The 14,015-nt window shown below is 39.1% G+C and carries 14 protein-coding genes and 1 riboswitch; of the genes, 11 read left to right on the top strand and 3 right to left on the bottom strand.

Going from position 1 to position 14,015, the window contains the following annotated elements:
* Positions 1 to 57: 57 nt before the first annotated feature.
* A complete protein-coding gene (locus tag C9J31_RS18890; RefSeq protein WP_107949219.1) occupies positions 58 to 1,272 on the bottom strand; it encodes an NAD(P)/FAD-dependent oxidoreductase in 1,215 nt (404 codons plus the stop codon).
* 106 nt (positions 1,273 to 1,378) lie between these two features.
* On the opposite strand from C9J31_RS18890, the gene C9J31_RS18885 reads away from it, so the two are divergent.
* Entirely contained in the window at positions 1,379 to 2,266 is an 888-nt protein-coding gene (locus tag C9J31_RS18885; protein ID WP_107949217.1) for a 5'-3' exonuclease, read from the top strand.
* Here the strand turns inward: C9J31_RS18885 and C9J31_RS18880 are convergent.
* The gene (locus tag C9J31_RS18880; RefSeq protein ID WP_107949215.1) at positions 2,259 to 2,768 is read right to left on the bottom strand and encodes a C39 family peptidase; all 510 of its coding nucleotides are present in this window, start codon (positions 2,766 to 2,768) and stop codon (positions 2,259 to 2,261) included. The genes C9J31_RS18885 and C9J31_RS18880 overlap by 8 nt on opposite strands.
* 129 nt (positions 2,769 to 2,897) lie before the next feature.
* Positions 2,898 to 3,212 (bottom strand): thioredoxin family protein, encoded by a 315-nt coding sequence (locus tag C9J31_RS18875; protein ID WP_054767598.1) that lies wholly within the window; start codon positions 3,210 to 3,212, stop codon positions 2,898 to 2,900.
* Positions 3,213 to 3,680: 468 nt separating this feature from the next.
* Between C9J31_RS18875 and C9J31_RS18870 the strand changes: the two genes are divergently transcribed.
* The 10 genes from C9J31_RS18870 (at position 3,681) to C9J31_RS18825 (ending at position 13,842) form a co-directional block, all read left to right on the top strand.
* Positions 3,681 to 6,065, top strand: a complete 2,385-nt coding sequence (locus C9J31_RS18870; protein ID WP_107949213.1) for a 3-hydroxyacyl-CoA dehydrogenase/enoyl-CoA hydratase family protein — start codon at positions 3,681 to 3,683, stop codon at positions 6,063 to 6,065.
* Positions 6,066 to 6,117: 52 nt separating this feature from the next.
* Complete coding sequence (locus tag C9J31_RS18865) at positions 6,118 to 7,290, top strand: acetyl-CoA C-acetyltransferase (protein ID WP_107924177.1); 1,173 nt, start codon at positions 6,118 to 6,120, stop codon at positions 7,288 to 7,290.
* A 138-nt stretch (positions 7,291 to 7,428) separates the two neighbouring features.
* Positions 7,429 to 9,213, top strand: a complete 1,785-nt coding sequence (locus C9J31_RS18860) for an acyl-CoA dehydrogenase family protein (RefSeq protein WP_107949211.1) — start codon at positions 7,429 to 7,431, stop codon at positions 9,211 to 9,213.
* Between the two features lie 181 nt (positions 9,214 to 9,394).
* A complete protein-coding gene (locus C9J31_RS18855) occupies positions 9,395 to 9,751 on the top strand; it encodes an arsenate reductase family protein (protein WP_107924175.1) in 357 nt (118 codons plus the stop codon).
* Positions 9,752 to 9,832: 81 nt separating this feature from the next.
* Positions 9,833 to 10,213, top strand: a complete 381-nt coding sequence (gene gcvH / locus C9J31_RS18850; protein ID WP_054767599.1) for a glycine cleavage system protein GcvH — start codon at positions 9,833 to 9,835, stop codon at positions 10,211 to 10,213.
* Between the two features lie 96 nt (positions 10,214 to 10,309).
* A complete protein-coding gene (locus tag C9J31_RS18845) occupies positions 10,310 to 10,651 on the top strand; it encodes a toprim domain-containing protein (protein ID WP_054767600.1) in 342 nt (113 codons plus the stop codon).
* Between the two features lie 14 nt (positions 10,652 to 10,665).
* Complete coding sequence (locus C9J31_RS18840) at positions 10,666 to 10,977, top strand: thioredoxin family protein (RefSeq protein WP_107949210.1); 312 nt, start codon at positions 10,666 to 10,668, stop codon at positions 10,975 to 10,977.
* A gap of 77 nt (positions 10,978 to 11,054) precedes the next feature.
* A riboswitch (SAM riboswitch) is annotated at positions 11,055 to 11,160 on the top strand.
* Between the two features lie 83 nt (positions 11,161 to 11,243).
* Positions 11,244 to 12,272 carry a methionine ABC transporter ATP-binding protein gene (locus C9J31_RS18835; protein ID WP_107949208.1) on the top strand — a complete coding sequence of 343 codons (1,029 nt, stop codon included), beginning with the start codon at positions 11,244 to 11,246 and terminating at the stop codon, positions 12,270 to 12,272.
* Positions 12,262 to 12,930, top strand: a complete 669-nt coding sequence (locus C9J31_RS18830; protein ID WP_054767601.1) for a methionine ABC transporter permease — start codon at positions 12,262 to 12,264, stop codon at positions 12,928 to 12,930. The genes C9J31_RS18835 and C9J31_RS18830 overlap by 11 nt, the downstream gene beginning before the upstream one ends.
* Positions 12,931 to 12,990: 60 nt before the next feature.
* Positions 12,991 to 13,842 (top strand): MetQ/NlpA family ABC transporter substrate-binding protein, encoded by an 852-nt coding sequence (locus C9J31_RS18825; protein ID WP_107949206.1) that lies wholly within the window; start codon positions 12,991 to 12,993, stop codon positions 13,840 to 13,842.
* The last annotated feature ends 173 nt before the right edge of the window (positions 13,843 to 14,015 follow it).

Raw genomic sequence — 14,015 nt, 5'->3', positions numbered from 1 at the left:
AGCGCAGCGGATTTTTAACATAATAAACGCCCTTCACATCTTAATAATCGTCTTCCATTATTTGATACCATTTTTACGTGCCAAGGTTACAATCCTCGCGTCATCATTAGGTACACCTTTTAGCAAGTCAGTTATTATGTTTGCGCCAATCATGCTATAAACAGTACCGTTCCCGCCATAGCCAAGTAAATAGTAGTAACGAGGATGATCAGGATGTTCGCCTATAAAGGGTAGACAATCTATTGAATCTCCAAAAGTTGCACAATAACTGTAATCGATTTTTACATTAAAATGAGGAAATAGTTCATGCAATGATGCAAGTAGCTTATTAGATTGCTTCTCTAGCTTTTCTTCAGATTTCGGTACTTTAGCTTTATCTTCATCAAGACCACCGATGATAATTCGATTGTCTGGCGTTGTGCGCATATACAAGTAAGGACGCTTCGTTTCCCAAATAAGTGAATGTTCATACCATGGTTTAAAATTGTCGATCGAATTGGTCACAATGGTATAGGACCGTTTGAAATCCGAGCCCTTTAACTGTCCATATGGTAAATGTTGATAGCCAGTAGCAAAAATTAAATGACGTGTAGTGAATTGACCATTTATAGTATGCAAAATAGTGCTGTCATGCATATCCTCTAGCACATTCACCATAATATTGGTAAATATATGGAGACCTCTTTGTTGGCATTGTTCAGCAAGTGCTTGAACGAATTTTACAGGGTTAATTTCAGCGTCATTAAATGTAACAAGGGCACCTTCTTTTTCAAAACCAAGGCGCTCTTTTATAATAATGTCATTCCAATACTCACAAGGAAATCCATGTGTATGCAACGCATTAAATTCACGTAATAGCTTGGAAGCATCACGTGTTTTGCTAGCAAAGCAAATACTTTGGCGACGTCGGAAATCCGCTTGGTCAGGCAGTGTATTAGTAATCGTTTCAATGTGTTGAATCGCTTCGTAGCACATTCTATAAAAGCGGACCGCATCTTTTTCACCAATTTGATCGATTAGTTCATGTAACATCATGTCATTACTAAAGTGTAAAATCCCTGTGTTAGCGACAGTACTGCCCTTTGCAATGTCATTTTTTTCGATCAGGGCAACTTTTAGGCCAGCTTCTAAGCAAGCATGTGCAGTTAGAAAACCAGATATGCCACCCCCAATAATAATGACCTCATAATAAGGTGCAATCGGGTTTTTTATAATAGAAAGTTCGTTGTGAATGGTTGTTGGCCAATATAAAGTACCACTATGGATTTTCATATTAGTAATCCCCCTTACATTATCTTTAATGATTCATTCCCATTTAAAGCATAGTTCAATCATTGTTGCTATAATAAAGGAATGTTGAGAGAGAGGAATTTTTTAAATGACAACTAAACCAAAACTTTTAATTGTAGATGGCATGGCTTTATTATTCCGGTCATTTTTTGCTTCAGCTGCGATGGGGCATTTTATACGTCTAGAAGACGGCACACCGACAAATGGTGCCCAAGGATTTGTACGTCATGTAATGACAGCACAGTCCATCATGCAACCAACACATATAGCCGTATGTTGGGATATGGGCGCCCATACGTTTCGTAACGAGTTATATGATGGGTATAAGGCAAATCGCCCAGCACCCCCAGTGGAAATGCTGCCACAATTTGATATGGCGAAAACTTTATCTGAGGAAATGGGCTGGCAAAACTTTGGAGTTGCAGGTATGGAAGCCGATGATGTCATTGGTTCGATGATTTCTAAATGGCAAGACGTAGCCAACATAACGGTCATTAGTGGCGATAAAGATTTATTGCAACTGTTAACGCCATCGACAGAGATTGCGTTTACGAAAAAGGGTTACACGGAGTACGATGTCTATACGCATACAAGATTTATAGAAGAATATGGGATTAAACCTATGCAATTTGCGCAGGTGAAGGCCTTTATGGGCGATACCAGTGACGGCTATCCAGGGGTAAAAGGAATTGGGCCGAAGCAAGCATTAACACTTATTCAAACATACGGTTCTATCGATAAGGTCATTGCTTCTTTAGAAGAGTTAAAGCCGGGACAACGAACGAAGATTCAAGAGAATGTTGATATGTTGAAATTATCACACGAACTCGCGACAATTCAAACAAACGTACCAATAGAAGCTGAGTTTACGAGTTTAGCAGTGCCAGGTTACGAGCAACATACATTTAAAGCGCTAGAAGAGCGAGGCTTCACATTAATTGCCAAGCAGGCACGCTCATTATATTCGCTTAGTTAGGAGCGATTTTTACAAAGCGTAATACTTTCTTGTTATCTTTATAAAAGATTGAACGTATTTTACTATCACGATGTGGACCACCATTATCATGAAAAATTAATAAGAGCTCATCGTTGTGAATTTCATAGCCAATGAGGGGTACCCAATGATAGGCATAAGCAGATTTTTTATCGCGCCATTGTAAGCTAAAATAACGATCGAAACGCATCGCTACGGGACGACCTTCATCAATTTCCTGCATGGCTTCTTTTAAAGTACAATCTCGTATAGCCCATGTTGGAAACAGCTTGCGAAGATTATGGATTAAGCGCCATTTAAACAGACCAATTTTGGTGCCACCAAGCATTGTGTAAAGTTCGTTAACAGCAGGGATATTTTTGTCATTGTGTAAGTATTGTAGGATAACATGGACAGTAGTTGGGCCACAGGCAGAATTACGATAGCTTGGTGAGATAGATGCATCGTATTGTGATGTTCCTTGTAATGGTAATTGACAGTGCATAAATAGCTCCTTTTAAAAAATAGCTGCATTTCATTGAAGAAATGCAGCTGCTTTTTTTTTTTGTAGATGAAAGATGTCACTTCGCATTCACAGCTTAAGTGACTCAGAAAGATAAGCCCTTTGGCATCATTACTGAGCAGATAGAAACTCGGTAACTTGCTGTGGTGATTTTGCGTTAGCACTATGTAAATGCGCTAATTTTTCACCATTTTGGAAAATTAGTAAGCTTGGAATACCCATAACATCATATTTTTCTGCGATTTCTGGAAGCTCATCACGGTTAAGCTCATACCAGTCATATTGATTGTATTCTTCGATAATTGGGTCGATGAACATATTCATACGAGTGCAGTCTGGGCACCAGCCAGCATAAAATTTCACTAGGACCTTTTGTTCGCCAGCGATCAGCTCATTAAATTGTTCTGCAGTTGTAATTGTTTTCATTAGTATTTCACGCTCCTTGGTTCCATTTTACACATTTTTTATTAATCCTGAAAGTTATCTGTTTACGCTCTTTGTGAATCTACTTATTGTCGTATTTTCGCTCGTAAAGAACAAAAAAAGTTGTATACTGCAAAAATAATTGGAGAAAAAAAGATTGCTAATTTAGTCAAAATAATCTACACTAAAAACAGAAAAAGTAGTTTTATCTTCTTTTCAGGGGAAGACTGCTACCTCGAGAGGTAGTCGGTGAAAATTAGTTAATTTTTTATTCATCATCTGTCAAAATGTCAACTGAACGAAGATATGCCGCAGGCGTATTCCACAAATTTATTGCATGAAAACGGTAAATGTTGAATTGTGCTAGTCTAATTCAACTTCTGGACTAAAATACGCTCAGGTGAATTTGATTTTTTTTGGCCAAAAAATGAATGGCTATTCATTCAATGGGAGAATAAGGGGGAATTGCTTGTGACTTACAATATTAACAAAGCAGCTGTTCTAGGTTCTGGTGTAATGGGTTCTGGAATTGCAGCACATTTAGCAAACATCGGTATTCCAACACTATTACTAGATATTGCACCGAAAGAACTAACAAAAGAGGAAGAGGTAAAGGGACTTACTCTTGCGCATCCAGCTGTACGCAATCGCTTTGCACAGGGAGCTCTACAAAAGTTAGTTAAGCAAAAACCGGCACCACTTACTTCTAAGCAAAATTTATCACTACTAACAGTCGGTAACTTTGAGGATGATTTAGCAAAGCTAAAGGACGTCGATTGGATTATTGAAGTAGTCGTTGAGAATTTAGCCATCAAGCAAAATCTATATGAAAAAATTGATGCTGTGCGTACACCTGGTACAATCATCAGTTCGAATACATCGGGAATTAGCATTAATGCAATGGCGGAGGGACGCTCAGAAGATTTCCAAAAGCACTTCCTAGGGACGCATTTCTTCAACCCACCACGTTATTTGAAATTACTTGAAGTGGTTCCAGCAAAGACGACAGCACCTGAAGTCATCAATTTTATGAAGACATTTGGTGAAGACATCCTTGGAAAAGGTGTTGTTCTTGCTAAGGATACGCCAAACTTCATTGCTAACCGTATTGGAACATATGGTTTACTTGTCACATTGCAAGAAATGATGAAGGGTGGCTATTCGGTCGGTGAGGTAGACTCTGTAACAGGTCCATTAATCGGCCGTCCGAAATCAGCAACATTCCGTACTTTAGATGTTGTCGGACTAGATACATTTATTCATGTAGCGAAGAATGTATATGACCAAACAACAGCTGAAGAGCAGCAGGTGTTTGCAGTACCAGAATTCTTGCAAAAAATGGTAACGAATGGCTGGCTAGGGGCGAAATCTGGGCAAGGTTTCTTTGTAAAAAAAGGTAAAGACATATTAGAAATTGACCCAAATACATTAGAATATAGTCCAGTAAAGAAATTGCAAACGCCTTCTATTGAATTAGCAAAACAGGCACGTGGTCTAGCAAACAAAGTAAAAGCATTGACATATGCGAAGGATCGTACAGGGGACTTATTATGGCGTATTTTTGCGCCAACATTAATTTACTCTGCACAGCTACACGGTGAAATTGCTGATGATATTGTAGCCATTGATAATGCGATGAAATGGGGCTTCGGTTGGCAACAAGGTCCATTTGAGATTTGGGACGCAATCGGCGTTAAAGAATCCGTGGCAAAAATGGAGGCGGAAGGTCGTGTAGTACCAGCCTTCGTCAAAGATATGTTAGCGAATGGCTTTGACACGTTCTATGCTGAAATTGATGGTGATTTAGCGTACTACAACGGTACAGAATACATGAAAGTACCAGTAAATGAAAAAGAAATTAATGTAAAGCGCTACAAGAAAAAACATGGTGTTATCAAATCGAATACAGGTGCTAGCTTAATAGATTTGGGTGATGGCATTGCATTGCTAGAGTTCCATTCTCAATCCAATGCTATTGGTTTAGATATCATTCAAATGATTAACTTTGCCATTGATGAAGTAGAAGCTAACTATAAAGGCTTAGTCATTGGTAACCAAGGCAAAAATTTCTGTGTGGGTGCAAATCTAGGTATGATTTTAGTAGAAGCACAGGATGATAACATTTTTGAGCTTGATTTCGTTATAAAAGCTTTCCAAGATGCGATGCAAAAAATTAAGTATTCTCGCAAGCCAGTAGTTGCGGCACCGTTTGCTATGACACTTGGTGGAGGCGCAGAGGTTTGCTTACCGACTGCACATATTCAAGCAACGATGGAAACCTATATGGGCTTAGTGGAAGTCGGCGTTGGACTAATTCCTGGTGGTGGAGGTAATAAAGCACTTTACCAAAAATTCATCAAAGGTTTACCGAATGGCGTGGAGGTAGACTATCAAAATATCGCCAATAAAGTATTTGAAACAATTGCGATGGCAAAGGTTTCTACGTCAGGTGAAGAGGCACGTGTTAATAACTTCCTAGATTTTGCAGATGGTATTTCTGTGAATCCAGATCACCAAATTTATGATGCAAAGCAAGCAGCATTAGCACTATATGAAGCGGGCTACCAAGCACCAGTGCCAGCAAAAATCCCTGTTGTAGGTGCATCAGGTTATGGAACACTACTGATCGGTGCACAAGGTATGTTTGAATCAGGCTTTATTAGTGAGCATGATTTAAAAATTGCCAAAAAGTTAGCTTATGTTATCGCAGGTGGTAAAGTTCCGTATGGCACATTAGTTGACGAACAATACCTATTAAATCTTGAGCGTGAAGCTTTCTTAAGTTTAGTAGCTGAACCGTTGTCACAACAAAGAATGCAACACATGCTTTTAAAAGGCAAACCACTTCGTAACTAATGAAGGCGTTTATGACTATATTTTGCACAGGACACAAAGGGGGATTTAGAGAATGCGTGAAGCCGTTATTGTAGCAGGAGCACGAACTCCTATTGGAAAAGCGAAAAAAGGTTCTTTAGCAACAGTCAGACCAGATGATTTTGGGGCAATTGTTGTCAAAGAAACATTAAAAAGAGCGGGCTATGAAGGTCCAGTGGATGATTTAATATTAGGTTGTGCGATGCCAGAAGCAGAGCAAGGCATGAATGTAGCGCGGAGCATTGGGGCTCTTGCAGGATTACCAGATACAACGCCTGCACTAACGATCAATCGATTCTGTTCTTCAGGTTTACAAGCAATTGCTTACGCCGCTGAGCGCGTTATGCTTGGCCATTCAAAGGCGATTCTTGCGGGTGGCGTTGAATCAATGAGTATGGTGCCAATGGTCGGCAATACACCTCGCTTAAATCCGGCATTAGCTGAAACTGCACCACAATATTACATGGGGATGGGGCATACAGCTGAGGAAGTGGCACGTCAATACAATGTGAGTCGTGAAGATCAGGATGCTTTTGCGGTGCGTTCACATGAGCTAGCAGAGAAAGCCATTAAAGAAGGTAAGTTCAATGATGAAATTGTACCTATCGAAGTGGAACAACATTATGTGGACGACAATAACAAACCACAAGTAAAGAAATTCACTTTCAGTATGGATGAAGGTGTGCGCTCAGGCACATCTGTTGAAGGTTTAGCGAAGCTTCGCCCAGCTTTCCATGTGAAAGGAAGTGTTACAGCAGGAAACGCTTCACAAACTTCTGATGGAGCAGCAGCTGTGTTAGTAATGGATCGTGAGGAAGCAGAAAAGCAAGGAATGACTCCAATGGCGAAGTTTTTAGGCTTTGCAGTTGGCGGTGTACCACCTGAAGTAATGGGGATTGGTCCAATCGTTGCTGTCCCAAAAGCACTTGAAATTGCAGGTCTAGCTATTGAGGATATAGACCTGTGGGAAATTAACGAAGCATTTGCTTCACAATCATTACAAGTTGTTCGTCATTTAGGTATCGACCAAGAAAAGGTCAATGTAAATGGTGGAGCAATTGCATTAGGACATCCACTCGGCGCAACAGGCGCAATTTTAACATTAAAGCTCATTCATGAGCTGAAACGTCAAGGCAAGAAATATGGTGTCGTGACAATGTGTATCGGTGGCGGTATGGGTGCTGCTGGAGTATTTGAAATAATATAACTTTACTAGTTAAGCTCGGGGTATTGCGTTTTCGGTTGCCTCCGAACAAAGTACTGCGAGCTTTTCTATATATGACAATTGTAATTGTGTGAAAATTGTGTGAGTGCCAGGCACCATAAAACTAGGGAGGAATTTAACATGACAGAAAAAACAACGGATATCATTAAAGGCGGCGGATTTATCATTGAAGACGTGGAATTAGATCGTGTATTTACACCCGAAGATTTCACAGATGAGCATAAAATGATTGCAAAAACGACTGAAGAGTATGTTGCAAACGAAGTATTACCTGTAGTTGAGAACTTAGAGCATCACGAGTTTGAACATTCAGTACGTTTATTAAAAAGTGCTGGTGAACTCGGTTTACTAGGGGCTGATGTACCTGAGGAATATGAAGGTCTTGGCTTAGACAAAGTTTCTTCTGCATTAATCGCAGAAAAAATGTCTGTAGCAGGTGGCTTCTCCATTACGCATGGTGCGCACGTTGGAATTGGTTCATTGCCAATCGTACTTTTCGGAAATGAAGAACAAAAGAAAAAGTATTTACCAAAACTTGCTTCTGGCGAATTAATCGCAGCATACGCATTAACAGAACCAGGTTCAGGTTCTGATGCATTAGGTGCTAAAACGACTGCAAAGTTAAATGCTGCAGGTACACATTATGTATTAAACGGTGAAAAACAATGGATTACAAACGCTGGTTTTGCTGATGTATTTGTTGTTTATGCAAAAATCGATGGCGATAAATTCTCGGCATTTATCGTAGAACGTGCATATAGTGGTGTTTCGGTTGGTCCCGAAGAGAAGAAAATGGGCATTAAATCATCTTCAACTCGTACACTAGTACTTGAAGATGCAGAAGTACCTGTTGAAAACTTGTTAGGTGAAGTGGGTCGTGGCCATGTGATTGCATTCAATATCTTAAACATCGGTCGTTATAAATTAGGTGTTGGCACAATTGGTGGATCAAAACGTGCTTTAGAGCTTGCCATTCAGTATACAAATCAACGTCAGCAATTCAAAACGAAGCTATCTGACTTCAACTTAACAAAAGAAAAATTATCAACTATGGCGTCTCAATTATATGCGTCAGAATCCTTAAATTATCGTACAGTAGGATTATTCGAAGATCGTTTAAGCATGTTAAGTCCTGAAGAACAAAAGCAAGGAAAAGTGATTGCAGATGCCATTGCTGAATATGCAATTGAATGTTCTATTGCAAAAGTTTTCGGTTCAGAAACATTAGATTACATTGCAGATGAAGCGGTGCAATTACACGGTGGCTATGGCTTTATGGCAGAGTATGAAGTAGAGCGTATTTACCGCGACTCACGTATTAACCGTATTTTCGAAGGAACAAATGAAATTAATCGTATGATTGTGCCTGGTACATTCATGAAAAAAGCATTAAAAGGTGAGCTTCCTTTACTGCAAGTGGCGCAAAACTTACAGCAAGAGTTGCTGATGTTAATGCCTGAAGAAGTGGGCACGGAAGCTTTAGCACAAGAGAAATATCTTGTGAAAAATGCGAAGAAAATTGCTGTGTTAGCTGCTGGTATGGCTGCACAACGCTTCGGTGCAAAACTCGATCAAGAGCAAGAAGTGCTTGTGAATATCGCCAACATTGCTAACCAACTATTTGCAATGGAATCAGTTGTATTACGCACAGAAAAGGCCATTGCACGTGACGGAGTAGACAAAGCACATCAAAAACTTCTCTATACACAAATCTTCTGCCAAGAGGCCTTTGCAGAAATAGAAAAAGAAGCGAAAGATACAATTCTTGCTTCAGCGGATGGAGATGCTGCCCGCATGACATTGTCTGCGTTACGTAAGCTAACGCGTAACAATCCTTATAACCTAATTGCGAAGAAACGTGAAGCTTCTGTTAAACTAATTGAAGCTGAAAAATTCATCGTCTAGAATATCTCATGAACTAGCTACTCGTTATAAGGTAGCTAGTTTTTTGCGTGAAGCGGATAGAATCGCGAAAGTGATGGATAGAACGACAAAAGTGACGGATAGAACTTCTCAAAAGGTTTCATTTTGGTTCATGACAGCTATGATGGTATACTACAGAAAATGACTGTAGAGGAGCCTACATATGACGATTCAATTTATCCATTATCCAAAATGTACGACATGTAAAAAAGCACAAAAATGGTTAACTGACAATGGTGTTTCATTTGAAGAGGTACACATCGTGGAACAACCACCAACAAAGGAACAATTAGAGAGCTTTTGGCAAGCAAGTGGGCAACCATTGAAGAAATTTTTTAATACTTCTGGTATGAAATATCGCGAGCTTGGCTTGAAGGATAGACTTGCTGAAATGTCGGAAGAAGAGCAACTGACACTACTTGCATCAGATGGTATGCTGATTAAACGACCAATCGTTACTGATGGAGAAAAAGTGACATTAGGGTTTAAAGAATCCGAATTTGAGCATGCTTGGAAATAACCGCTTTTATCCTTGTTTTTATGGGAGAAGTATGGCACACTGATAGTGAATATATTACATATTTATGGAGGGGTTTTTTGCATGAGCACACCTAAAGACTTACGATACTCTGAAGAACATGAATGGGTAAAAGTAGAAGATGGTAAAGTACGTATCGGTATTTCACACTTCGCACAATCTGAACTTGGAGATATCGTTTTCGTTGAGCTTCCACAAGTTGGCGACGAAATCAAAACAGATGATCCATTCGGTAGTGTAGAATCAGTAAAAACTGTTTCTGAATTATACGCGCCTATTTCAGGTAAAGTAGTTGAAGTAAATGCTGATTTAGAAGATAGCCCGGAATTCGTAAATGAATCACCATATGAAAAAGCATGGATGATCGTTGTAGAGCCTGCTGACACATCAGAAATTGAAAAACTTATGACAGCAGAACAATACGAAGAAATGATTGCTGAATAATGATAAGCCTGTAACACATGGAAACGTCGGAGATTACCGGCGTTTTTTATTATATAATAGGGTATAGTGGGTTGATGTTTAAATGGGGGTGTCGTGATGTTCGGAGGGAAATGCTTAATCGTGGAAGGCCGTTCGGATAAGCTTCAAATTGAACCTATTTTGAATGAGAATGTACTTATACTGTGTACAAATGGTACAATCGGTGTTCATCAATTAGAAGAGCTTCTCGATCCTTATGAGGGGTGTGAGCTATACACATTTTTTGATGCAGATGCATCAGGTGATAAGCTACGGGCATTAATGGACAGACATTATCCAGAGGCGGAGCATTTACGCACGATGCCAACCTATAAAGAAGTAGAGACGACACCGAGGAAAGTGCTAGCGATGATTTTACTGCGCGCGCATTTCTCCATCCATAATGAATATATTTTGTAAGGTTGCGTGAAAAGATGGAAGAATGGTCAAAAGAGCAGTGGGAAGCGGCGATGCAGTCTGGTGAAAAAACTGCCTTTTATTTATATACACCAATGTGTGGGACGTGTGCAGTCGCATCAAAAATGATGGATATTGTTGAGCAATTGCTGCCACAGTTACAGCTTGGTAAAGCGAATATGAATTTTATGGAGCAAATAGCTTATGATTACCAAATAGAAAGTGTACCATGTTTACTTATAAGTGATGGCGAAAAAGTTACAGAAAAGGTATATGCTTTTCAATCCGTACCATTTTTATACGAATTGTTAAAAAAACCAATTGACTGAACTTTACTAGCATGGTAAAGTATCAACTATATTAATTTTATTTCAGCATAAGTTTTAAATAAAAATAAAATATCGAACTCTTATGAAGAGTGGCGGAGGGAAGTGCCCGATGAAGCCCGGCAACCATCACATTAGTGAAAAGGTGCCAAATCACCCAAAGAAATTTTCTTTGAAAGATGAGAGAACGGTTCAACGTATAAAGTACGTGACCCCTTCAACTTGTCGTGAGTGAAGGGGTTTTCTATATGAGAAAAGGAGTATTCGCTATGATAAAGCTTCAAAATATTACCAAGAAGTACAAAACCGCGAATGGCGAATTAACAGCAGTCAAAGATGTCAATCTATCCATTAATAAAGGTGAGATTTTTGGCATTATCGGCTATAGTGGCGCTGGTAAAAGTACAATGATTCGTTTATTAAACGGTTTAGAAAAGCCAACATCCGGTACGGTGACGGTGAACAACCAAGAATTTTCATCGATTAAAGGGCAAAAGCTCCGAAACGCTAGACAAAAGGTAAGTATGATTTTTCAACATTTCAATTTACTTTGGTCTCGAACAGTTGCGGAAAATATTGCTTTTCCTTTAGAAATTGCAGGTGTACCTAAAGCGCAACGAGAGGCGCGCGTGAATGAATTGATTGTCCTTGTTGGTTTAGAGGGACGTGATACAGCGTACCCATCGCAACTTTCAGGTGGACAAAAGCAGCGCGTTGGGATTGCGCGTGCGCTCGCGAATAATCCAGAAGTATTGTTATGTGATGAAGCAACATCCGCACTGGATCCGGAGACAACAGATGCCATTCTTGATTTACTTGTAGACATTAATGAAAGATTAGGGTTAACGATTGTCTTAATCACACATGAAATGCATGTCATCCGCAAAATTTGTCATCGTGTGGCAGTGATGGAGGCGGGGGAAATTGTAGAACGTGGAGAAGTATTACAAGTTTTCCAAGCACCACAAGCAGCTATCACGAAAAAGTTTGTTTCTCAAATTACAGATACGAAAGAAACGCAGGAAACAATGGCACAGCTAAAAGTAAATTATCCAACGGGCCAACTTGTCAAGCTGGTCTTTGTAGGAGAAAAAACACAGCAGCCAGTTATTTCACATCTAGTGAAGCAGTTTGATGTTGAAATGAGTATTGTACATGGTAACATCTCGCAAACGAAAAATGGCGCATATGGTACACTCATTGTCCAAATTGATGGTTCAGCGAACAATGTGACTGCTGCATTAAGTTATTTAAATACAGTGGAAGTACAAACGGAGGTGATTACAGATGCTAACTAGTCTCTTTCCGAATGTCGACTGGGAAAAAATGTGGGAAGCCACATATGAAACACTATATATGACTTCTATCTCAACGGTTGTAACCTTTATTCTTGGGTTAGCCATTGGCATCATCCTATTCCTAACAAGTCCTAACCAACTTTGGGCTAATAAATTGGTTAACTTTTTAACAGGGTCGGTCGTTAATATTTTCCGCTCCATTCCATTTATCGTGCTAATCATTTTATTAATCCCATTCACGAAATTTTTACTTGGGACAATCCGTGGGGCAGATGCAGCATTACCGGCACTAATCATAGGTGCCGCACCGTTCTATGCACGAATGGTATTAATCGCTTTACGTGAAATTGATAGAGGCGTTATTGAGGCGGCTCGTTCAATGGGGGCAAAAACTTCAACAATTATTTGGAAAGTTTTAATTCCTGAATCCTTACCTGCACTTATTTCAGGCCTTACAGTAACTGCGGTTGCACTTGTCGGCTATACAGCAATGGCAGGAATTATTGGTGCTGGTGGTCTCGGAAACTTAGCCTTTTTAGACGGTTTCCAACGTAATCGTCAGGACGTAACATTAATGGCAACGATTTTAATTTTAGTTGTAGTATTTATCATTCAATGGATTGGCGACATGATTACAGCCAAAACAGACAAACGTTAAGGTTATTCCGGTTTCATACCGCTAACATATTTTTAACAAGATAAAAGGGAGTGTAAACAAATGAAGAAATTTTTAGCAGGTTTATTCTTATCAGTCCTTGTACTAGCTCTAGCAGCTTGTGGCGCTGATAAAAAAGAAGATGCAGGTTCAACAACTGGAGATAAAGCAGACGATAAAGAAAATACAACAGTAACTATTGGTGCTTCAAATACACCACATGCAGTCATCTTAGAAAAAGCAAAACCAATTTTAGCCGAACAAGGTATTGATCTAAAAATTGAACCATACCAAGATTACGTCCTACCTAACCAAGATTTAGAATCTGGTGATCTTGATGCAAATTTTTTCCAACATATTCCTTACTTAGATTTACAAATTAAAGATAATGGGTATGATTTCGTCAATGCTGGCGGTGTCCACATAGAACCAATCGGAATCTATTCTAAAAAATACAAGACTCTTGAGGATCTTCCAGAAGGAGCAACAATCTTACTTTCTAACTCTGTTTCAGACCACGGTCGTATGCTTTCATTATTAGAAGCTAAAGGCTTAATTAAATTAAAAGAGGGTATCGACAAAACAGCAGCTGAAATCAAAGACGTCGCAGAAAATCCTAAAAACTTTAAATTCGATGCAAATACTGCACCAGAAATGCTAGTGCAAATGTTCGAAAACGAAGAAGGCGATGCTGTTCTTATCAACTCGAACTTCGCAATTGATAACGGTTTAAACCCAATGGAAGATGCTATCTCTCTGGAAGATAAAGAATCACCATATGTAAACATTATCACTGTGCGTGCTGGCGATGAAACAAAACAAGAAATTAAAAAATTATTAGAAGTATTAACGTCTAAAGAAATCCAAGACTTCATCCTTGAAGAATGGAAAGGCGCAGTTGTACCAGTTAAGTAATTAACTTTGCTAAATAAGGGTATGTAAGTGATAAACTTGCATATCCTTTTTGTTTTTGTGAATAAAAACGATTGTGTTTATCTTTGTGTTGTAGTTCATTTATCAGAAAATATACATATTTGCTTTTTGAAATCTTATTCTAGTTTTTATATCAAATATATAATATATTTTAG

Source organism: Lysinibacillus parviboronicapiens (assembly GCF_003049605.2).
Taxonomy (GTDB): domain Bacteria; phylum Bacillota; class Bacilli; order Bacillales_A; family Planococcaceae; genus Lysinibacillus; species Lysinibacillus parviboronicapiens.
Note: the sequence above shows the minus strand (reverse complement) of the source record. Positions and strands in the feature narration are given on the sequence as shown.